Here is a 20,335-nt window from a genome sequence, read left to right as displayed (position 1 = left end):
GTGGCGGCGCCCGCCCGGGCCGCGCTGGGGCGGGCCGCCCGCGCCCCCCCCCCCCCCCGGCCCGCGCCCCCCCCCCCACTACAGCAGGCCCGCTACCGTGGGCATCAGCCCTCGGCGGCCACAAAGCCGCCGGTCTGCCGCGCCCATAGCCGCGCATACAACCCGCCTGCGGCAACCAACTCCGCATGCGTGCCGGTCTCAACGATCCGGCCCTGATCCATCACCACCAATCGATCCATGCGCGCGATGGTCGACAGACGATGGGCGATGGCGATGACGGTCTTGTCGCCCATCAGTTCATCGAGGCTGTCCTGGATCGCCGCCTCAACCTCTGAATCCAACGCCGATGTTGCCTCGTCGAGGATCAGGATCGGTGCGTCCTTCAACAACACCCGGGCGATGGCGATGCGTTGGCGCTGTCCGCCGGAAAGCTTCACGCCGCGCTCGCCAACATGGGCGTCGTAGCCTTGCCGGCCCTGTCCGTCGACCAATGAATCAATGAAACCTTCGGCGCGGGCCTTGGCCACCGCAGCGCGCAGCTGTGCTTCGCTGGCATCCGGACGGCCGTACAGCAGGTTGTCGCGGATCGAGCGATGCAGCAGCGAGGTGTCCTGGGTAACCACACCAATCTGCGCACGCAGGCTGTCCTGGGTGACGTGGGCGATGTCCTGGCCATCAATCAGGATCTTGCCGCTCTCCAGGTCATACAGCCGCAGCAGCACATTGACCAGGGTGGACTTGCCCGCGCCCGAAGGCCCGACCAGGCCGATTTTTTCGCCCGGCTTCACCGCCAGATTCAAGCCAGCCATCACCCCACCGCGCTTGCCGTAATGGAAGTGCACGTTCTGGAAGTCCACCGCACCCGCAGTGACCAGCAGCGGCTTGGCATCGGCCGCGTCCTGCACGCTCAGCGGTTGGGCGATGGTTTCCATGCCGTCCTGCACCGTGCCGATGTCCTCGAAGATGCCGTTGATGGTCCACATGATCCAGCCGGACATGTTGTGGATGCGGATCACCAGGCCGGTCGCGAGCGTGATTGCGCCGACACTGATCAGGCTGTCCTGCCACAGCCACAAGGCCAGCGCACAGGTACCCACGATCAGGAAGCCATTGAGGACGGCGATCACCATCTCCAGCCCGGTGGTGATCCGGGTCTGCGCGCGGTGCTTCTCAGCAAGCTCCTGGATGGCTTCAGCGACATAACGCTGCTCGTGACCGCTGTGCGCGAACAGCTTGAGTGTGGCGATATTGGTATAGCCATCGACGATGCGGCCCATCGCCCGCGAACGTGCATCGGAGGCAATCCAGGCGCGGTGCTTCATGCGCGGCACGAAGTACACGCCGATGCCGACATAGGCCACCAGCCAGATCGCCAGCGGCAGCATCAAACGCCAATCCGCCTGCGCGAACAGGTAGAGCGCGGTGCCGGTATAGACCACGATGTACCACAGCGAATCCACCATCTGCACGGCCGACTCGCGCAGCGACGTGCCGGTCTGCATCACCCGGTTGGCAACGCTGCCGGCGAAATCATTCTGGAAGAAACTCAGGCTTTGCCGCACTACATGGTTGTGCATCAGCCAACGCGAGCGGTTGCTCAGGCCCGGCACGATCGACTGGTTGACCAGCAAGTTGTGCAGGGCCACAAGCAGCGGACGCGCCAGCAGGGTGATGGCGGCCATCCACAGCAGTTCGCTGGCGTGGCGCTGGAAGAAGCCATTGCCAGAACCTTCAGCAAGCATGTCGACGATGCGGCCGAGGAAATCGAACATCGCCACTTCCACCAGGGCCAGCAACAGGCCAGCGATCAGCGTCGCCAACAGCACCGGCCACACCGGGCGCAGGTAATGCAGGTAGAAACGCACCACCCCGCGCGGCGGCGTGCGGGTATCCAGCGGCGGGAAAACGGGAATCAGGGATTCGAACCAGCGCAGCATTGCCACGGCCTGTAAAACCAGAACAGGCCGCGATTGTCCCACCGCGGCCTGTGTTGTGCCTGTCCAGGCGATGTATGGCTGTATCAGCTGCGAGAATCACCGGGTTGTGAAAGCGGCGTCAGCCGCGAAGCTGACACTGTTTACGCAGCCCTGAGCAACTGCCAGCTGATGATGCATATGCTTCGCGGCTTACGCCGCTCCTACAGCGGCTTATTCCGCCTTTGGCTTCAGCAGCAGGTCCTGGAAGTCGAAGCTGAAATCGGTCAGCGAGGACACGGCCTGCATCCGCACCTCACGCACCTTGCCGTCCGGGTCCAGGCTGAAGTTGACGAAAGCATCGGCGTTGAGCGAGCGGTTGTCCCAGCGCACGATGAAAGTGTCATGCTGCCAGTGCTCCATCGTGCCGACCAGATCGGCCGTCGCACCGAAACGCAGGCGCAGCTTGCCGCCTTGCTGCTCGACGAACACATCGCCGTACCATGCATCGCGATAGGTGCCGGCATAGCCAGACAGTGACAATGACGGCTTGCTCTTGGCATCGCGCGCCGCCACGTGCTTGTCCCAGCCTTCGTCGGCATTGCCCTGCGCCTTGGCCACGCCAGCGGCGTACGCAGCCACCCAGTCATTGCCCTGCGCGCCGAGCATGGCGTCGAGCACGCTCATGGTGATCGCGTTGAAGGCGGCGCCGGATTCCTGGTTGGTCAACACCACCACGCCCAGGTTCTGTTCCGGCACCAGAGTCAGGCGCGACACCTGGCCCGGCCAGCCGCCGGTATGCCAGACCAGCTTCTGCCCGCGGTAGTCACTCAGGCTCCAGCCCTCGCCATAACCGGCGAAGTTCGGCCGGGCCGGCGCCAGCTCGGGCACCGACGGTTTGGGCACCACCTGCGGGATCTGCATCTGCCACATCTGTTGCTGGGTCTTTTCGCTGAACAGCGGCGTGCCATCGGCGAGCTTGCCTTCGGCCAGCTGCACGTTCATCCACTTGGCCAGGTCATGCACGCTGGAATAGATGCCACCGGCACCAGCGTTGTTCGACCAGGTCAGCGGCGGCACCGGACGCAGGTCCTTGAAGTCGTACTTCGCATGGCCCACGGCGGCCTTGTCACCCGGCTGCAGATGATCGGCGTTGTAGCGCGTCCCGCTCATGCCAACCTTGTTGAAGATACGCTGCTGCAGGAAGTCGGCGAACGACTGCCCGGACACCTTCTCGATCACCTGTTGGGCGACCGCGTACAGGATGTTGTCGTAGGCGTAGCGGTCACGGAAGCCATTCTTCAGCGGCACCTGCGCCAGCCGCGCCACCACCTCGGCATTGCTGTAACGGGTGGTCGGCCAGAACAGCAGGTCGCCCGCGCCCAGGCTCAGTCCGCTGCGGTGCGAGAGCAGGTCGCGGATGCGCATCTCGCCGGTGACATACGGGTCGGACATGCGGAACGACGGCAGGTGGTCGACCACCCGGTCATCCATCTTCAGCTTGCCCTCTTCGGCCAGCAGGTTCAGCGAGGTGGCGGTGAAGGCCTTGGTATTGGAAGCGATGGCGAACAAGGTGTCGGCCTGCACCGGCTCGGGCTTGCCCAGTTCACGAAGGCCCCAGCCGCGCTCCAGGAGCACCTTGCCATCCTTGACCACGGCCACGGCCACGCCCGGCACGTCGAACTGCTGACGCACGCGCTCGACCGTGGCATCCAGCTGCTGCAGTTCGGTCGGCACTGCCTCCTGTGCGGAGGCCATCGGTGCCGCCACGCCCATCGCGAGCACCAGCCCGCTTCCCAACCAACTATTCAAAGTGCGCTCCTGTGTGGATCGGTGCCGGCGCTGCGCCGGCCTTCTCGCGATGGTAACGCGAGCGCGCCCACTCTCGCCTTTCCACAGCTGCCCACACGCGATCATGGACCTCGCCGCCCGCACCACCGCCACCATCATTCCCTGCCTGCGCTACCGCGATGCGCCAGCCGCCATCGAGTGGTTGTGCACGGCCTTCGGCTTCCAGCGCCATGCGGTGTACCAGGATGGCGATGTCGTCCATCACGCGCAGCTGGTGTTCGGCAACGGCATGATCATGCTCGGCTCGGTGCAGCCCAGCGAATGGGGCAGCAACATGATCCAGCCCGACGAGGTCGGCGGCATGGAGACGCAGAGTGCCTGCGTCATCGTCAGCGATGCCGACGCACACTACGCGCAGGCCAAAGCCGCCGGCGCGGAGGTCGTCATCGACATCGCCGATCAGGACTACGGCGGCCGCGGCTATGCCTGCCGTGATCCAGAAGGCCACCTGTGGTGGTTCGGTAGCTACGACCCGTGGGCACCCAGCGTGTAGTGCCGAGCCATGCTCGGCAGAGGCATTACACGTAGCGTCTGAGATTGCCGGCAAGGCCCCTGCCGAGCATGGCCCGGCACTACCTTGTGCAGGTACATTGTCGGCTTCGCGGCCTGCGCCGCTCCCACAAAGCATCGGGGCATTGTCTTGAACGATCTGTTTTCCAGCACAGCGCATGCGCCCGGTGTGCATATCGGCATCGGTGGCTGGACCTATGTGCCGTGGCGCGGTGGCACCTTCTATCCGGTTGGTCTGGTGCAGCGGCGCGAGCTGGAATTCGCCAGCCAGCAGCTGACCAGCATCGAGATCAACGGCACCTATTACGGCGCGCAGAAGCCGCATATCTATGCCGCCTGGCGCGATGCCACGCCAGAGGGCTTCGTGTTCTCGGCCAAGGCGCCCAAGCGTATTGTCACTGCGCGCAAACTCGCCGGCAGCGGCGGGCAGATCGAGGACTTCATCGACGGCATCAGCCATCTCGGCGATCGGCTTGGGCCGCTGCTGTGGCAGTTCGACGCCGGCCGCACGCTGGACCGCGAGGATCTCGCGGCATTCCTGCAGTTACTGCCACAGCAGGTCAACGGCCGCCGCCAGCGCCATGCCCTGGAAGTTCGCGATCCCGGCTGCTTCGATGCCGAGCTGGTGGCGCTGATCCGCCAGCACGGCATCGCGCTGGTCTATACCGACTCCGCCGCCTATCCCAACGCCGCCGACTTGTCCGGCGACTTCGTCTATGCACGCCTGATGGGCAGCCGCGACGAGCACGCTACCGGCTATCCGGCCAGTGAGCTTGCACCATGGGCCGATCGCGTCCGGCGTTGGCGCAAGGGCGAAGACGCAGCCGATCTGCCGCATCTGGCTGCGCCATCTGCAGCCGCAGCACCGCGCGAGGTCTTCCTGTACTTCATCAGCGCCGCCAAGCACCGCAACCCGGCAGCGGCACGCGAACTGCAGCGGTTGATCGACGCAAACTGAAGCCCGCGGCGCGGCGCAAGCGTCCCGCATCGGCGACAATACCGCGATGCCTACCAACGACACCCGCAAAGCCCTGCTGCAGATCCACTTCTGCGTCCTGCTATGGGGCGTCACCGCCATCCTCGGCAAGCTGATCACCCTGCCTGCGTTGCCGTTGGTGTGGTGGCGGATGTTGCTGGTGGTGGCGATGCTGGCACTGCTGCCGCGCGTCTGGCGCGGGCTGTCGGGCTTGAACCCGCGGCTGGTGCTGGGCTATGCCGGCATCGGCGCACTGGTGGCGCTGCACTGGCTTACCTTCTATGGCGCGGTGAAGCTGGCCAATGCCTCGGTTGCGGCCACCTGCATCGCGCTGGCGCCGGTGTTCACCGCCATCATCGAGCCGTGGATTGCGCGGCGTCCGTTCCAGATGCGCGAATTGGCGCTGGGCGTGGTGGTGCTGCCCGGTGTCGCATTGGTGGTTGGCGGCGTGCCCGATGGCATGCGCCTGGGCGTGGCGGTCGGTGCCGCGTCCGCATTGCTGGTGGCGCTGTTCGGCTCGCTCAACAAGCGCATGGTCGGCCACGCCGATCCGCTGACGGTCACTGCGGTGGAGCTGGGTGCGGGCACCTTGACCCTGACCCTGCTGGCGCCCGTCATGCCGCTGTTGCTGCCGGCGCTGGCCAGTGACCTGTGGGTGCTGCCCAACCTGCACGACGGCCTGTTGCTGCTGGCCCTGTCCGGCCTGTGCACGCTGCTGCCGTTTGCCTTGGCACTGGTCGCACTAAGGCATTTGAGTGCCTACACCACGCAGTTGGTCACCAACCTGGAGCCGGTCTACGCGATCGTGCTGGCAATGCTGTTCCTTGGCGAGCAGCATGAGTTGACGCCACAGTTTTATCTGGGCGTGGCGATCATTCTCGGCGGTGTGTTCCTGCATCCGCTGTTGAACCGCCTGCGGCCGGCTACGGCAAGCACCGGCCAGGCCTGATCGCTAGTCGTCATGTAGCCCGGGTAAGCGCAGCGCACCCGGGGCTCGCCTCAGACACCTACCGAGCGCTTGGGCCAACGACGTCGTATCGACGGAATATGTTGGCCGCGCGGCCATTTGATTCCCGGGTGCGCTGCGCTTACCCGGGCTACGGCAACTCGGCTCAGCCCGCCACAACCACCCGATCGCGGCCCTCGGCCTTGGCCTGATAGAGCGCGGCATCGGCACGGCGCAGGGTTTCGCCTGGGGCGTCACCTGCGCGGTGCACGGCAAGGCCGATACTCACCGAGATCGGCGGGCCAATCGGCAGCATGCCCACCGACTCACGCAGGTATTCGCATTGCAGCTCGGCTTGTTGCAGCGGTGTATCCGGCATCAGGATGACGAACTCCTCGCCACCATAACGCGCGGCCATGCCGCGCGCGGCAAACTGTGACTTCAGCACGCTGGACAGCTCGACCAGCACCCGATCACCTTCGGTATGGCCATGGATGTCATTGACCAGCTTGAAGTGGTCGATATCAACGATGGCCACCACCGGCGCAACCTCACCTGCACGTCCGATCGCTTCCGTCAGCGCAGCGGACAGCGCGCGGCGATTGGGCAGCCCCGTCAGCGGGTCCGTACGGGTCTGCTCGGACAGCTCCACATTGAGCTGCTCCAGCTGCTGGTAGTACTCAAGCAGGTGCGCCTCGTACCAATCGTGCTCGGCCTGGTGATGATCGATCTCGATCCGCAGCAGGCGCATTTCCATCATCCGGCTGACCTGCCGCGACAGCGCGCGCAATGCCTCGGCCTGTGGGGTGCCCAGCTGCGCCGGCACCGAATCGAACACGCACAGCGAGCCCAGTGCATAGCCATCGCTACTGAGCAGCGGTGCGCCTGCGTAGAAGCGGATATGTGGATCACCCAACACCGAGGGGTTGCCACTGAAACGCTGATCCTGGCGCGCATCGGCCACCACGGTCAGTTCCTGCGGCCTGAGGATGGTGTGGGCGCAGAATGCCTCATCGCGCGGGGTCTGTTCACCGTCCAGGCCCTGCAGGGCCTTGAACCATTGCCGGTCGCGATCAATCAGGGTCACCGCGCCCATCGGCGTACCGCAGATGGTGCGGGCGATGGTCACCAGGTCATCGAACTCCTGCTCCCGTGCGGTGTCCAGCACCCGGTAACGCTGCAGCGCGGCAATACGTTCGGCTTCATGGGCAGGCAATGCGGGCTTGATCATGCACGGGTCCAAAGCGGCAGGATGGAGGCGCAGCAGAGTCTAGCGGCTCACCGCGCAAGGCGCGGTGAGCGTGTCACATTTCACCACTGCTGCTGTTGCGGCAGCAGGCCGCGCAGCTCCTGCTCGCTCAGGTTGCGCCATTGACCGGGCTTGAGCGCACCGATCTTCACGTTGTCGATGCGCACGCGGCGCAGTTGGGTGACGCGATAACCGAACTCGGCCGCCATCAGACGGATCTGCCGGTTCAAGCCCTGCTCCAGGATGATGCGGAAACCGTACTTGGCAATGCGGCTGGTGCGGCACGGCAAGGTCATCTCGTTGTGGATGCGCACACCGCGCGCCATACCGCGCAGGAACTCGTCGGTGACCGGCTTGTTGACGGCTACCAGATACTCCTTCTGGTGGCCGTTCTCGGCACGCAGGATCTGGTTGACGATGTCGCCGTTGCTGGTCATCAGGATCAGCCCTTCCGAATCCTTGTCCAGGCGACCGATCGGGAAGATGCGCTGCTCGTGGCCGACGAACTCGACGATATTGTCCTTGACTGCGCTCTCGGTGGTGCAGGTGATGCCTACCGGCTTGTTCAGCACGATATAGACATGGCGGCGGCCGGTGCTCTTCCGCACCGCACGGGCGCGCAGCGGCTGGCCGTCCACCTTGACCTCGTCGCCCTCGCCCACGACCGCGCCGGTGCCGGCGACGATGCCATTGACGGTGACGCGACGGGCGGACAGCAGGCGATCGGCCTCACGGCGCGAACAGAAGCCGGTTTCGGCAATGTGCTTGTTGATTCGGATTGTCATCGGCGAATTATCCGCCATCACCCGCGGCCGGAACAGCGCGGCCGGATTGCCTGTTCAGGGCACTTCCCGGATATCGCGCGCATCCACCACCTGGTCCCGGCCGCTGCGCTTGGCCTGGTACATGGCATTGTCGGCCCGCCGCAGCAGCCCGGCCACGTCATTGTCGCGGTACTGCAGCTCGGCAAGACCAATACTGGCAGTGACCACCAGGCCTTCATGCTTGAGCCCGCGCGCCTGTACGGTGAGTTTTTCGCGCAGCTGCTCCAGCCGCGGACGCGCCGCGTCAGCGCCGATTCCCGGCAGCAGGATCAGGAATTCCTCGCCGCCCATGCGGATCACGTCGCTGCGGCTGCGCACACCGGTCAACAAGGTATTGGCCACAGATATCAGCACCTGGTCGCCGCCATCGTGGCCATAGTTGTCGTTGATCTGCTTGAACAGATCGATGTCCAGGAAGCCAATCGACAGCGGCAGCCCGCCAGCCTTGGCCTCGCGCAGATAGTGGTCGAGCTGGCGCAGGCCAGCGCGGCGATTCGGCAGGCCGGTCAAGGTGTCGGTATCGGCAAGCTCGCGCATCTCATCGCGTTGCTGGCGCAGCTGGCTGAGGCTGCGATTGAGGGAGTAAGCCGCCATCATCAGGAACCAGGTAACCGAGACCTGGATCGCCTCGACCCGGAATTCCACCAGCAGGCGGTTGTCCATCAGGTCGGCCAGCGCCATCACCAACAGCGGGATCGCCGCCACCAGCCCATCCAGCGCCTGGAAGTTACGCCGCCGCAACGCAACGATGGCAATGCCTACCGAGGTCATGCAGATCAACGTGAAAAAATCGTCCAGCGCCACCGCGATCCACGCCAACAACGGCCAAGGCATGAACGGCGCAGCCAGCGCGACCAGCGCCAGCACGACCATCAGCCCCAGCATCCACGGCCGCGAGCCGCGCAGCACACGACGGCCACCGCACATCCGCCACAGCACCCAGCCCATCACCGCATAGCTGAGTGCGGATACCGAAACCATCCATACCGGCGCGTGACCATCCACCGGCAGCCATGGCTCGGGATAGCCACTGAGCCCACTCAACACCGCCTGCCACACCACCAACAGCCCGCAGACCAGGGTATAGATCAGGAAATCACGCCCGCGTGTGGTGGCAAACCCCATCAATGCGGACAGGGCCAAGGCCAGCGCAATCGCCACGCAGGCGGTGCGCACCACCAGCCGCAAGGTGTCCTGCTGCTGCAGCGGGCTGGGCGCGGCCAGGTGCACGGTGGGAATCCAGCGCGGCTTCAGCGGCGACTCCCAGGCCACCCGGATCGGCTCTACCGTGCCCTGCTTGGGCACCACAACAAGGCCGACGCCAGCACGGAAACGTGAGTCACGGGTGCGGGCATCCTGCATATCGCCGCAGACCTGGCGGTCGCCATGGAAAATCATCACCTCGCCGGCAAACACATTGAATACGCCAACGCCTTGCGGCGCACCCGACCAACCGCCTTCGGGCGCGGCAATTTCAATGGCAGGGCGCATCCGCGCCAAGGCTTCGGCACTGCAGGCACGCAAAGGCGCCTGCTCAGCCGTTGCGGCACCGGCAATCAGGAAGTCACGGTCCACCTGCAGCGGCTGGGCCGCGCCCAGCAACGGCCACAATGCAAAGAACGTCGACAGCAGCAGAAGCACGGCCCATCTACATCCGACCCTGCCAGCACCTGCCCCTCCCCCTACTGCCATGAGCTTCCCTCTCGCGTTCCCCGACGCGGATAAGCAGCATTATCGCAATAACCCGCCGCGAGCAGTACGTGAAGACGGTCGCGGCTTGAACTTGTCGTCCCATCCGGTCCTGGCAGGCCGACAAACGGTCAGAAACAGACAACCCCGGCATTGCCGGGGTTGTCTGGTCACGCGCGTTGGACGGGCCGGATCAGTAGTTGCGCGGGCCGCGCGGCTTGAAGCCACCCGGACGCGAACCACCAGGACCGCCCGGACGCGGGCCGCGCGGACCCGACGGACGACCGCCCGGCTTGCCGTCACCCTTGTCGAAGCGCGGCTTGAACGACGGCGCAGCGGCGCCGTGATCCTCACCCGCCTCGACCTTGCGCATCTGCAACTGCTGGCCCGACACCCACACCTTCTTCAGGTGCTGCAGCACGTCGGTCGGCATGTCAGCCGGCAGGTCCAACACCGAGTGACCGTCGTGGATATCGATGCGGCCGATGAAACGGCTTTCCAGGCCGGCTTCGTTGGCGATCGCGCCAACGATATTGGCCGGCTTCACACCATGGGTGTGACCGACTTCAATGCGGTAGGTCTCCATGCCGAACTCCGGCGCGCTGCGCGGCGGCATTTCGCGACGCGGACGCGATTCGAAATCACCTTCGCCACGCGGCGGGCGCGGTGCGCGTTCGCCATCATCATGACGCGGCGCACGCTCGAAACGCGGCTCGAAGCGGGCCGGGCGATCACCACGATCACCGCGCTCGTCACGGCGATGGAAGCCGCCGTCACGCGCCGGACGCTCGCTGCGCTCGAACGACTGCTCGCGGCGCTCACGCACCGGCGGGGTCAGCAGGAACGGCGAATCACCCTGCAACAGCTTGGCCAGCGCAGCGGCAATATCGATGGCCGGCACGTTGTGCTCGCCTTCGTAGCGCTGCAGCAGGTCGCGGTAGAAATCCATGTCGCCGGCAGCCAGGGCCTGGCTGATGCGGTCCATGAACTTGGTCACGCGGTGATCGTTGACTGCGTCCACGCTCGGCAGCTGCATTTCTTCGATCGGCTGGCGGGTAGCACGCTCGATCTGGCGCAGCATGCCCTTCTCGCGCGGGGTGACGAACAGGATCGCCTCACCGCTGCGGCCGGCACGGCCGGTACGACCGATACGGTGCACGTAGCTTTCGGTGTCGTATGGGATGTCGTAGTTCAGTACGTGACTGATGCGCTCCACGTCCAGACCACGGGCGGCCACGTCGGTGGCAACCAGGATGTCGAGCTTGCCGTCCTTCAGCATGGCGATGGTGCGCTCACGCTGGGCCTGCTGCATGTCGCCATTGATGGCGGCAGCGGCCAGGCCACGCGCCTGCAACTTGGTGGCAAGCTCCTCGGTACCCGCCTTGGTACGCGCGAAGATGATCATCGCGTCGAAGGGTTCGACTTCCAGGATGCGGGTCAACGCATCCAGCTTGTGCATGCCAGCCACCCACCAGTAACGCTGGCGGATGTTGGCCGAGGTGGTGGTCTTGGAAGCGATGGTCACTTCCACCGGCTCACGCAGGTAGGTCTGCGCGATGCGGCGGATCTGCTGCGGCATGGTGGCCGAGAACAGTGCGACCTGACGGGTTTCCGGCAGCTTCTTGAGCACGGCTTCAACGTCGTCGATGAAGCCCATGCGCAGCATTTCGTCGGCTTCGTCGAGCACCAGCGTCTTCAGCTCGGACAGGTCCAGGGTGCCGCGATCGAGGTGGTCGATCACGCGGCCCGGGGTGCCGACCACGACGTGCACGCCGCGGCGCAGGGCCGACAGCTGCTGACCGTAGGGCTGGCCGCCGTACACCGGCAGCACGCGGAAGCCCGGCATCGACGCCGAATAGGTCTGGAACGCCTCGGCGACCTGGATGGCCAGTTCGCGGGTCGGAGCCAGCACAAGCACCTGCGGCTTGGTGGCGGAAAGATTGATGTTGGACAGCACCGGCAGCGCGAAGGCGCCGGTCTTGCCGGTGCCGGTCTGCGCCTGGCCGAGCACGTCGCGGCCTTCCAGCATTGCCGGAATGGTGGCAGCCTGGATCGGCGACGGGGTCTCGTAACCGACTTCGGCCACTGCCTTCATCACAGGCTCGGATAGGCCGAGATCTGCAAACAGCAGCGGCGCGGGGGTATCTTGGGACATGGTAACTCCGGGGGCACCGCCGCGAACGGGCGGGCGAAAAGACGCATATTGTGCGCTCTAAACAGCTCAGCTGTCGCGCATGGCTAGATTTGCGTTCAGCTTACGAACACAACCGGCCGCCGCGTGGCCCCTGTTGGAGCACCCGCACGGGTCGCCGATGGCGCACAATAGCACTCGTTTTTATCCGTGAACACCATGCAGACCATCGAATTTGAACTTGACCGCGATTACGTGGAACTGAAGCAGCTGCTGAAACTGGCCGATCTGGTCACCAGCGGCGGCGAGGCAAAAATGATCATTGCCGACGGCCAGGTCACCGTGGATGGCGTGGTGGAGCTGCGCAAAGCCTGCAAAATCCGCGGCGGCCAGCAGGTGGCGCTGGGCGATGTCCTGATCAACGTCCTCGCCGATCCGGACCCGAACCGCGCCGAAGAAGACGACGAAGACGACGAAGACGAGTGATGTAGTGCCGAGCCATGCTCGGCAGGGGCCGTCCCAGCGCCACATCAGCGGCGCAGGAGCTGCTGTAGTGCCGAGCCATGCTCGGCAGGAGCCTTCCCGAGGCTCCGTCAGCACTGCCGAGCTTGTGGGCGCGGCGTAAGCCCCGCAGCAGGCGGCCTGCCAGCCCCCGGAATGCACCACCCCTGGCGTAGCGGCCGTCGGCGGGGCCCCAAGCCAGCCCCGCCGCCAAAGGCTCGCTACGCGCGCGCCTGGGTCAGATGCCCGGCAATCAACTTCCTGAACGGGACCACCCCCTGCGCGGCCCGCAATGCCGCGCCGCGCAGCAGGCGTGCCGGCAGCCGGCTGTCGTTATAGAGCCCGGCAATGGCATTGGTGGCTTCGTACAGCGGCCGCGTCGCCAGCCGGTGGCCGCGCTGGTAACTGGCCAGCAGCCCGTCCGCACCGATATCGCCACCGCCACGCACCGCCTCCAGCAACAGCTGCGCCAGTCGTTGCTGGCTGTGCAGGCCAAAATTGAAGCCGTGCGCGGTGACCGGATGCATACCGACCGCCGCATCGCCGATCAGGGCGTAGCGCTTGTCGACGAAACGGTGCGCATACACCCCCACCAGCGGATAGGCATGGCGCGTCCCCACCGGAGTCATCGCCCCCAGGCGATGTTCGAAGAAGCCGCTGACGGTGCGGCCGAAATCAGCCTCATCCAGTGCCAGCAACTGCTGCAGCTGCTGTGGCGGCATGGTGATCACCGCCGAGGCCTGGTTGCCCGGCAAGGGCAGCATCGCCAAGGTCCGCTCGTAGCCGAACCACTCCCAGGCGGCGTGCTCATGCGGTCGCTCGCACTGCATCCGGCAGACCAGCATGGACTTGCCGAAGTCACGCATCTGAGCGCCGATACCCATCATCCGCCGGGTCGCCGAGAAGCGGCTGTCAGCGGCGACCACCAGTCGAGCGCGCAGCTGACTGCCGTCACTCAAGCTGACCGTGCTGTACGCCTCGCCGGCATCGATTGCAGCGACCGAGCGCCCATCCAGCAGCTCCAGCCCCGCCTGGCCCTGCACCGCCTCCCAGGCCGCACGCCGGATCAGGTGATTGGGAATCAGCCAGCCCAGCTCATCCACGCCCTCGCCCTGCGCGGCGAAACCCAGCGCGAACGGCGAGCTGCCATTCATCACCTTGGCACTGCGCAACGGCGAGATCTCGGCAGGATCGATGCGCTGCCACAGGCCCATGCTGCGCATGATCTGCCGCGAGGCGTGGGTCAGCGCGATTTCACGGCCGTCGAAGCTCGGCTCGGCCAGCGCAGCCTGCGCTTGTTGCTCGACCAGCGCCAACGACAGGCCGCTGCCTGCCAGGCTGCGGGCCAGACTCAAGCCGGCCGGGCCGGCTCCCACCACCACCACATCCACCTTGCGCATGTGCCACTCCGTTATGCCTACCGCAGGCAGGGTAAGCAGGCCGGTGTAAGGATTCATTGATCCAGATCAGGCATGCGGCAATCAGCACGCAAACACATCGGGCGCGCTGCGGCGCCCGTGTGCTTTGCCTTGCCGGTAGTGGCGCTTAGTTGGCCGAGGCCGCGCGCACGCTATAGCCGGAGGTGCGCCACACCTTGTCCTCATCCAGGCGGAACGAGACCAGCTCGCGCACCGGCTGGGCATTGTTGGCAAAGCGGGTCGGGAAGCTGACGTTCAAGTAGATCCCTTCCGGCACCGAGGCGCCGGCCGGGTATTGCACGCGGGTGATCGATGGCTTGCCACGCGATACCAGCGCGCCCAGCTTGGCGCGGTCGGCATTGACGTTGTTGGCGAACACATCGCGGGTCACCGCCTTGCGCGCCACCGCCGAGGCACCGTCCCATACGGTGGCCGCCTGCTGGCCATCCACCAGTTGCGCCACCCGCTGCGCGGCGGCGGTCATCTCCGCATCCTGCTTGGCCACCTGCGCCTGCTGCGCAGCACTGAGCGCTGGCGCCGGCCGTGCGGCGGCTGATACCGGTGCGGGCGCGGGGGCGGCAGGGGCAGCAGCCCGCGCCGGCGCTGGGGCCGCAGCGGGTGTCTGCGCGAAAACGCCTGCAGCCGGTACGGCCAGGGACAGCACCATCAACAAACAACTGGGTCGCATAGCTCTCTCCATGACGCTTTCAGTTGAACGGAATGCCAATCCAATCACGGTTTACGAGCTTCCGCATCCTTTCATTTGTTCACTTTCGTGTACCGGGCGCACTCACCTGCGCACTGACGGCAGTCGCAGCTGCCGCAGCCGGCGTCACCACCGACTCCGCGGCACCGGTCGGGATGGCGGTCGGCATCGGCTCGAGCATGGCGGTATCGATTTCCGACAGCGGACTTTCCTCCGGGCAGACCTCATCCGGGAAGCCGAACTGCTCCTTCAAGGCCTGCCCGCAACGGTTGACCGCCTCCAGATCGGCACCTTCCACCTTGCACTCGCGGTCGAAGGCGATCAGGAAGGAATCCTTGCGGCGCACGAAGTCATCGCCGCACTTGCGCATCTGCTTGATGCGCTCCAGGTCATCCTGCACCGCATTGGTGCCGTCCAGCCCGTACTGCTTGAGCTCTTCGTTGGTCAGCACCCGCAGGCTGCGGTTGGGCACGGTCATCATCAGGTCGGCCACGCCCACCGCCACGCCGTTGCGCTGCAGGTAGTCCTTCACGTTGTCGTAGACCTCGTGCAGCTCCTTGTTCAACTCCGCGCGCGAACTGGCGCTGGAGCTGATCCGCATCATGCGGTGGATGCCAACCTTGCCGGAGATCAAGCGGTTGTCGCCCGCCGCCAGCACGAACACGCAGGCACTGTGACAGACCGAACCTTCGCGCACCCAGATGGTCCAGCCAGACTCTCCGATGCTGTCACCGGCAACGATGGCTGCTTCCACCTGGCCGCCGCTGGAATCCAGATCCAGGATGCGCCGGCTGATCTTCATCGCGTCGGCCACTACCGCCAGCCGCGTCATCATCGCCGCGAACGAAGGATTGATCTTGCCGGCGTAGCGCACCCGCACCAGGCCGCGCTCCTTGCAGGGCTCAAGCGCCGTATCCATGCTGGCGCGGTCAAATGCAGCCAGTTCGGTGCCATCGCCATTCTCGCCCGCATAGTCGGTGCCACAGCTGACCCAGGCCTTGCCGTTTTCCAGCAGCAGCTCGGGCCAGGGTTTGTCCTTGGCGGGCAACACCGGTGCCGGCGGGGCCGGCGCATCGGCGGCATTGATCGAAACCATGTGGTCGCCATCGGCAGCCAGCGTGGCAGCAGGATCAGCCACGGGCTTTTTCTCGCCGGTCTGCGGATTGCAGGCCAACAGCCCGACGCACAACAACGGCGACCACCAGAACTTGGGCAACATGGAGGGCAATCAGGTCCGCGCGACGGCGCAGCCGCGCCAGGAAGGTGGACAGTCTAGTGCGCAACACCCACCCTGCCGCAACGTCCGATGAATCAACACAGCGTCACACGCATTGATGTCCGAAAATGGCCAGTACCGACCGCCGGCCGCGCCTAGACTGGGGCCATGCAAAACCTCCTGATGCCCGCCCATGTGCAATGCGAACAAGCCCGCCTGGCGCGTGATGCGCGCTTTGACGGCCTGTTCTTCACCGCTGTGCGCAGCACCGGCATCTATTGCCGGCCGGTGTGCCCGGCTCCACCGCCCAAGCCCGAGAACGTCAGCTACTACCCCAGCGCCGCAGCCGCCAGCGCCGCCGGCTACCGGCCCTGCCTGCGCTGCCGCCCCGAACTGTCACCGGATGACGCCAATCTGCTGCAGGACCAGACCCTGCATCAGGCATTGGCCCTACTCAACGAAGGCATCCTGCAGGAGCAGCCAGCGACCGCGCTGGCCGAAGCGATGGGGATCAGCGCGCGCCAACTGCAACGGCTGTTCGTGGCCAAGCTTGGAGCTACGCCGGCGCAGTTGCACACCACCCGTCGTCTATTGCTGGCCAAACAGCTGCTGACCGAAACCGCGCTGCCGGTAACCCAGGTCGCCCTGGCCGCCGGCTTCAACAGTCTGCGACGCTTCAACAGCGCCTTCCTCGAAGGCTGCGGCATGCCGCCGAGCGCGCTGCGCAAGCAGCATGGCGCGGTGGCCGGTGGCGAGCCCGTATTGCGCCTGGCCTACCGGCCGCCGTTGGACTTCCCGTTGATGCTGGCGTTCCTGCGCCGCCGCTCGCTGCCGGGTATCGAATGCATCGACGAAAGCAGCTACCAACGCGTGGTCGTCGCCAACGGCGTTGCCAGCCTGATCCGGGTCACCGCCGACCCCAAGCGCCCGGAGCTGCGCCTGCAACTGGGCACCACCGATCCACGCGCCATCCCCGCCATCGTCGCCAAGGTGCGCCGCGTCTTTGACCTGGATGCCGACCTGCGCACCGTCCATGCCGCCCTGGGCCAGGAACCCCTGCTCGCGCGCGGCCTGGCCGAGCGGCCGGGGCTGCGCATTCCCGGCGGCTGGGACGGCTTTGAAGTCGCCGCACGCGCCGTCCTCGGCCAGCAGGTCAGCGTCGCCGCCGCCACCACGCTGGCGCGCCGCCTGGTCGATCGCTTCGGCGAGCACCTGCCCGGCATGCCCGAGGGCCTGGACCGGCAGTTCCCGGCACCGGCAACGCTGGTCGACGCGGCGCTGGAGAGCATCGGCCTGCCGCGCACCCGCGCCGCCACCCTGCGCGCAATCGCCCGCGCCTGCGCCGAACAACGGCTGGATTTCAGCCGTGCACAAACGCTGGAAAGCTTCGTGCAGAAGGCCACGGCCCTGTCAGGTATCGGCCCGTGGACCGCCCATTACATGGCACTGCGGGCGATGGGACTTCCCGATGCCTTCCCTGCCGGTGATCTGGTGCTGCAGCAGGTACTGGGCGAAGGCCAACGCCTGAGCGAGCGCGAAACCGAACGTCGCTCCCAGCTGTGGCGGCCATGGCGCGCCTATGCGGTGCTGCATCTGTGGCATCTGGCAGTGCCAACCGAACGAAAGAATTCCAAGGCAGCTACGGAGGCCAGCGCATGAACACCCTCTACTACGATCGTTTCGACAGCCCCATCGGCGCACTGACGGTCGCCGTCGACCAGGTCGGCGTACGCCACATCCTGTTCGCCGAAAACCGCCACGACGCCAAAGGCCGCGAACACTGGCAGCGTGCCCCCGATGCGGTCGCCGAGCCACGCCGGCAATTGCTGCAATACCTGCGCGGTGAACGCCAGGAATTCCAGCTGGAATTGGCGCCGGTGGGCACCGAATTCCAGTTGCAGGTCTGGCACACCCTGGCGCAGATTCCTTTTGGCGCAACCTGGAGCTACCGGCAGCTGGCCGAGCGCATTGGCCGGCCCACCGCGACGCGTGCAGTCGGCGCTGCCAATGGCCGCAATCCATTGCCGATCGTGCTGCCCTGCCATCGGGTAATCGGCAACAACGGCGCACTGACCGGTTTCGGTGGCGGGCTGCCGACCAAGGCAGCCTTGTTGAAGCTGGAGGGCGTGCCCAGCGAAGGTGAGCGTGTGGCGGACCTGTTTGCCTGAGCGCCCCCCGGATGCGCTTTGCCAACCCGGGCCGCTAGCGCCCCTCCACGGGCAACATGGCTAAGGTTGTATTTGTACGGTCACCCGCCCGGCCTATCATTGCGGCATGACTTTTCCACGCATTCCGGCCACTGCAGTGGCCTGCGCACTGCTTGCAGCCTGCGCCACCACGCCTTCCTCGCCCACCATCGCTCCGGAAGCACCGCCCACCGTATTGATGATTTCCATCGACGGCCTGCGCGCGGACAAGCTCAGCGAAGCAGACAGTCCCAACCTGATGCGTCTGGCCCGTGAAGGCGTACGCAGCGTCGGCATGCGCCCGTCCTATCCGGCCCTCACCTTCCCCAACCACTACACCCTGGTCACCGGCCTGCGCCCCGACCACCACGGCCTGGTGCACAACGCGATGAGCGCCGATGCGCTTGGCGAATTCAAGGTCAGTGACCGCACCGCCGTACAGAACGCGGCCTGGTGGGATGGCGGCGAACCGATCTGGGTCAGCGTGCGCAAGGCCGGGTTCAAGAGTGCCACCTGGTCGTGGCCAGGCAGTGAAGCACCGGTGCGCGGCCTGCATGCCAATCAATGGCGCATATACGACGAGAGCGTGCCGCTGCCCGAGCGCATGAACCAGGTCCTGGCCTGGCTGCATGGCGCGCCGGACGCGATCAAACCGCGTTTTGTTGCCACCTACATGGAGCACGTGGACAAGGCCGGGCATGCGCACGGCCCGGATTCGCCCGAGTACAAAGCAGCGTTGCAGCAGGTTGATGCCGCCGTCGGCCAGCTGGTCGACGGCATGCGCCGCGACGGCCTGCTCGACCACACCAACGTGATTGTCGTGTCCGATCACGGCATGGCAACGGTCAAGTTCGGCAATGCGGTGGCGATTGAGGACATGGTGCCGGCCGATGTCGCCAAGGTGGTGTCGGTAGGCCAGTCGGTAGGCTTCGCCCCGCTGCCGGGCAAGCAGGCCGAAGCGGAAAAGGCATTGCTCGGCGAACACGCGCATTACCAGTGCTGGAACAAGGCGCAGCTGCCGACGCGCTGGCATTACGGCAGCAACCCACGCGTGCCGGCCATCGTCTGCCAGATGCAGGAGGGCTGGGATGCAGTGACGCGTGACACCATCGCCAAGCGCCCGCCGGGCGATCGCGGTTCGCATGGCTACGACCCTGCACTGCCTTCGATGCAGGCGGTATTCGTCGCGCGGGGCCCGGCCTTCGCGCAGGGCAAACAGCTCACCGCCTTCGACAACGTCGACGTCTATCCGCTGCTTACCCGCCTGATAGGCATCCCGGCCCAGCCCAACGATGGCGACCCGCACGCACTGGACCAGGCGCTGCGCCAATCGAAGTGAGGTAGCCCGGGTAAGCGCAGCGCACCCGGGAACTATCACGAACACAAAAAAAGCGGCGCAATGCGCCGCTTTTCTGTAACCACTGCCTGGCTGGATCAGCCGGCCTTGGCGACGGTCTTCTTGGCAACAGCCTTCTTGGCGGCAGCCTTGGTGACGGTCTTCTTGGCGACCGGCGCAGCAGCGCCCACGGCCACCTTGCTCACGTGCGAGCGCGAATTGCCATAGCTGGCGTTGTAGCGCTTGCCCTTGGCGGTCTTACGGTCACCCTTACCCATGTCGTCAACTCCTTGGTTTGTAATCAGTTACCCCGTGCATGCACGGGTTTGGCGAGGCCACAACAAGCGCCCTCGCGCATGGACAGGAAGCCTACCATGCGCCCCTCAATGTGCGCAGCTGGCGTCGTGTACATGCACGTGGTTCAAGCGCAGGTTGACCACATGTGCCAAGCCCACCAGTACGCCACCCAGGGTCATCACCACCGCATGCGGAACCTGCGAATGATGCAGTTCCGAATGCAACAGGCCCGCCCACAACAACAGCAGCCCGGGCACCAGTAGCAACAAGGCCATCAGCGCGCGGTGGCGCAGATAACCCCAGATCAGGCTGAACAGACCCAGCACGGTAACGAAGACGACGATGGTGAACTCGACGCCGTCACTGAGCCAGAACGACAGCCCCAGCGCCGGCGCCACCGCCAGCAATGCCGGCAACAACGCGCAATGAACTGCACAGATCAGGGATCCGGTCGCGCCAAAGCGATCGAGGAATTTGCGTAGTCCGTTGGGTTGGGTGGGCATGACTTCCAGCAGGGGCGGCAGAACGTTATGGAATAATATAACATTATTGTCCTCCCCGCCCTAGCCGCCTGCGCCAGCCCCCT

18 protein-coding genes are annotated in these 20,335 nt (G+C 65.6%); 7 read left to right on the top strand and 11 right to left on the bottom strand.

What is annotated here, in order from left to right; all coding sequences use genetic code 11:
* Window positions 1-104: 104 nt before the first annotated feature.
* Entirely contained in the window at window positions 105-1,937 is a 1,833-nt protein-coding gene (locus tag AC1VWL_RS07330; protein ID WP_482986254.1) for an ABC transporter ATP-binding protein, read from the bottom strand.
* Between the two features lie 210 nt (window positions 1,938-2,147).
* Window positions 2,148-3,689, bottom strand: coding sequence for a serine hydrolase (locus AC1VWL_RS07325; RefSeq protein ID WP_482986256.1), 1,542 nt, complete (start codon window positions 3,687-3,689; stop codon window positions 2,148-2,150).
* Between the two features lie 139 nt (window positions 3,690-3,828).
* Here AC1VWL_RS07325 and AC1VWL_RS07320 point away from each other — a divergent pair, with 139 nt between their 5' ends.
* The 3 genes from AC1VWL_RS07320 to AC1VWL_RS07310 all read left to right on the top strand — a co-directional run bounded on the left by AC1VWL_RS07320 (window position 3,829) and on the right by AC1VWL_RS07310 (window position 6,199).
* Window positions 3,829-4,257, top strand: coding sequence for a VOC family protein (locus AC1VWL_RS07320; RefSeq protein ID WP_482986253.1), 429 nt, complete (start codon window positions 3,829-3,831; stop codon window positions 4,255-4,257).
* Between the two features lie 147 nt (window positions 4,258-4,404).
* The gene (locus tag AC1VWL_RS07315; protein WP_482986252.1) at window positions 4,405-5,232 is read left to right on the top strand and encodes a DUF72 domain-containing protein; all 828 of its coding nucleotides are present in this window, start codon (window positions 4,405-4,407) and stop codon (window positions 5,230-5,232) included.
* Window positions 5,233-5,278: 46 nt separating this feature from the next.
* Complete coding sequence (locus tag AC1VWL_RS07310; RefSeq protein ID WP_482986251.1) at window positions 5,279-6,199, top strand: DMT family transporter; 921 nt, start codon at window positions 5,279-5,281, stop codon at window positions 6,197-6,199.
* A gap of 163 nt (window positions 6,200-6,362) precedes the next feature.
* On the opposite strand, the gene AC1VWL_RS07305 is transcribed toward AC1VWL_RS07310, so the two are convergent.
* The 4 genes from AC1VWL_RS07305 to AC1VWL_RS07290 all read right to left on the bottom strand — a co-directional run bounded on the left by AC1VWL_RS07305 (window position 6,363) and on the right by AC1VWL_RS07290 (window position 12,113).
* Window positions 6,363-7,427: a GGDEF domain-containing protein gene (locus tag AC1VWL_RS07305; protein ID WP_481533611.1), complete on the bottom strand. Its 1,065-nt coding sequence runs from the start codon at window positions 7,425-7,427 to the stop codon at window positions 6,363-6,365.
* 80 nt (window positions 7,428-7,507) lie between these two features.
* A complete protein-coding gene (locus AC1VWL_RS07300; protein ID WP_482986250.1) occupies window positions 7,508-8,230 on the bottom strand; it encodes a pseudouridine synthase in 723 nt (240 codons plus the stop codon).
* A gap of 54 nt (window positions 8,231-8,284) precedes the next feature.
* The gene (locus AC1VWL_RS07295; protein ID WP_482986249.1) at window positions 8,285-9,910 is read right to left on the bottom strand and encodes a sensor domain-containing diguanylate cyclase; all 1,626 of its coding nucleotides are present in this window, start codon (window positions 9,908-9,910) and stop codon (window positions 8,285-8,287) included.
* Between the two features lie 241 nt (window positions 9,911-10,151).
* A complete protein-coding gene (locus AC1VWL_RS07290; RefSeq protein WP_282266714.1) occupies window positions 10,152-12,113 on the bottom strand; it encodes a DEAD/DEAH box helicase in 1,962 nt (653 codons plus the stop codon).
* Window positions 12,114-12,308: 195 nt separating this feature from the next.
* Between AC1VWL_RS07290 and AC1VWL_RS07285 the strand changes: the two genes are divergently transcribed.
* Window positions 12,309-12,575 carry an RNA-binding S4 domain-containing protein gene (locus AC1VWL_RS07285; protein ID WP_482986248.1) on the top strand — a complete coding sequence of 89 codons (267 nt, stop codon included), beginning with the start codon at window positions 12,309-12,311 and terminating at the stop codon, window positions 12,573-12,575.
* Between the two features lie 236 nt (window positions 12,576-12,811).
* Here AC1VWL_RS07285 and ubiM read toward each other — a convergent pair whose 3' ends face one another.
* The 3 genes from ubiM to AC1VWL_RS07270 form a co-directional block, all read right to left on the bottom strand.
* Window positions 12,812-13,990, bottom strand: coding sequence for a 5-demethoxyubiquinol-8 5-hydroxylase UbiM (gene ubiM / locus AC1VWL_RS07280; RefSeq protein WP_482986255.1), 1,179 nt, complete (start codon window positions 13,988-13,990; stop codon window positions 12,812-12,814).
* 145 nt (window positions 13,991-14,135) lie between these two features.
* On the bottom strand, window positions 14,136-14,696 hold the full coding sequence (locus AC1VWL_RS07275; protein WP_481533608.1) for a DUF4019 domain-containing protein: 561 nt from the start codon (window positions 14,694-14,696) through the stop codon (window positions 14,136-14,138).
* A 79-nt stretch (window positions 14,697-14,775) separates the two neighbouring features.
* Window positions 14,776-15,933 carry a COG3904 family protein gene (locus AC1VWL_RS07270; protein WP_482986247.1) on the bottom strand — a complete coding sequence of 386 codons (1,158 nt, stop codon included), beginning with the start codon at window positions 15,931-15,933 and terminating at the stop codon, window positions 14,776-14,778.
* Between the two features lie 165 nt (window positions 15,934-16,098).
* Here AC1VWL_RS07270 and AC1VWL_RS07265 point away from each other — a divergent pair, with 165 nt between their 5' ends.
* The 3 genes from AC1VWL_RS07265 to AC1VWL_RS07255 all read left to right on the top strand — a co-directional run bounded on the left by AC1VWL_RS07265 (window position 16,099) and on the right by AC1VWL_RS07255 (window position 19,455).
* Window positions 16,099-17,589, top strand: coding sequence for a DNA-3-methyladenine glycosylase 2 family protein (locus AC1VWL_RS07265; RefSeq protein ID WP_482986246.1), 1,491 nt, complete (start codon window positions 16,099-16,101; stop codon window positions 17,587-17,589).
* Entirely contained in the window at window positions 17,586-18,098 is a 513-nt protein-coding gene (locus AC1VWL_RS07260; protein ID WP_482986245.1) for a methylated-DNA--[protein]-cysteine S-methyltransferase, read from the top strand. Before AC1VWL_RS07265 ends, AC1VWL_RS07260 begins: the two co-directional genes overlap by 4 nt.
* 106 nt (window positions 18,099-18,204) lie before the next feature.
* Window positions 18,205-19,455: an alkaline phosphatase family protein gene (locus tag AC1VWL_RS07255; RefSeq protein ID WP_482986244.1), complete on the top strand. Its 1,251-nt coding sequence runs from the start codon at window positions 18,205-18,207 to the stop codon at window positions 19,453-19,455.
* A gap of 95 nt (window positions 19,456-19,550) precedes the next feature.
* Here the strand turns inward: AC1VWL_RS07255 and AC1VWL_RS07250 are convergent, their stop codons facing one another.
* Both AC1VWL_RS07250 and AC1VWL_RS07245 read right to left on the bottom strand, forming a co-directional pair.
* Entirely contained in the window at window positions 19,551-19,730 is a 180-nt protein-coding gene (locus AC1VWL_RS07250; RefSeq protein ID WP_296251805.1) for a 30S ribosomal protein THX, read from the bottom strand.
* A 105-nt stretch (window positions 19,731-19,835) separates the two neighbouring features.
* Complete coding sequence (locus AC1VWL_RS07245; RefSeq protein WP_282266698.1) at window positions 19,836-20,252, bottom strand: MerC domain-containing protein; 417 nt, start codon at window positions 20,250-20,252, stop codon at window positions 19,836-19,838.
* Window positions 20,253-20,335: the final 83 nt, after the last annotated feature.

The organism is Stenotrophomonas sp. STEN063 (assembly GCF_056854515.1).
The sequence above is the reverse complement of the archived record's forward strand: the minus strand, read 5'-3'. Positions and strand labels throughout refer to the sequence as shown.

Excerpts from the sequence above, each read along its gene's own strand:
- AC1VWL_RS07330 (WP_482986254.1), bottom strand. The coding sequence starts at position 1,937 with ATGCTGCGCTGGTTCGAATCCCTGATTCCCGTTTTCCCGCCGCTGGAT.
- AC1VWL_RS07325 (WP_482986256.1), bottom strand. The coding sequence starts at position 3,689 with ATGGGCGTGGCGGCACCGATGGCCTCCGCACAGGAGGCAGTGCCGACC.
- AC1VWL_RS07320 (WP_482986253.1), top strand. The coding sequence starts at position 3,829 with ATGGACCTCGCCGCCCGCACCACCGCCACCATCATTCCCTGCCTGCGC.
- AC1VWL_RS07310 (WP_482986251.1), top strand. The coding sequence starts at position 5,279 with ATGCCTACCAACGACACCCGCAAAGCCCTGCTGCAGATCCACTTCTGC.
- AC1VWL_RS07305 (WP_481533611.1), bottom strand. The coding sequence starts at position 7,427 with ATGATCAAGCCCGCATTGCCTGCCCATGAAGCCGAACGTATTGCCGCG.
- AC1VWL_RS07300 (WP_482986250.1), bottom strand. The coding sequence starts at position 8,230 with ATGACAATCCGAATCAACAAGCACATTGCCGAAACCGGCTTCTGTTCG.
- AC1VWL_RS07290 (WP_282266714.1), bottom strand. The coding sequence starts at position 12,113 with ATGTCCCAAGATACCCCCGCGCCGCTGCTGTTTGCAGATCTCGGCCTA.
- AC1VWL_RS07285 (WP_482986248.1), top strand. The coding sequence starts at position 12,309 with ATGCAGACCATCGAATTTGAACTTGACCGCGATTACGTGGAACTGAAG.
- ubiM (WP_482986255.1), bottom strand. The coding sequence starts at position 13,990 with ATGCGCAAGGTGGATGTGGTGGTGGTGGGAGCCGGCCCGGCCGGCTTG.
- AC1VWL_RS07275 (WP_481533608.1), bottom strand. The coding sequence starts at position 14,696 with ATGCGACCCAGTTGTTTGTTGATGGTGCTGTCCCTGGCCGTACCGGCT.
- AC1VWL_RS07270 (WP_482986247.1), bottom strand. The coding sequence starts at position 15,933 with ATGTTGCCCAAGTTCTGGTGGTCGCCGTTGTTGTGCGTCGGGCTGTTG.
- AC1VWL_RS07265 (WP_482986246.1), top strand. The coding sequence starts at position 16,099 with ATGCAAAACCTCCTGATGCCCGCCCATGTGCAATGCGAACAAGCCCGC.
- AC1VWL_RS07260 (WP_482986245.1), top strand. The coding sequence starts at position 17,586 with ATGAACACCCTCTACTACGATCGTTTCGACAGCCCCATCGGCGCACTG.
- AC1VWL_RS07255 (WP_482986244.1), top strand. The coding sequence starts at position 18,205 with ATGACTTTTCCACGCATTCCGGCCACTGCAGTGGCCTGCGCACTGCTT.
- AC1VWL_RS07250 (WP_296251805.1), bottom strand. The coding sequence starts at position 19,730 with ATGGGTAAGGGTGACCGTAAGACCGCCAAGGGCAAGCGCTACAACGCC.
- AC1VWL_RS07245 (WP_282266698.1), bottom strand. The coding sequence starts at position 20,252 with ATGCCCACCCAACCCAACGGACTACGCAAATTCCTCGATCGCTTTGGC.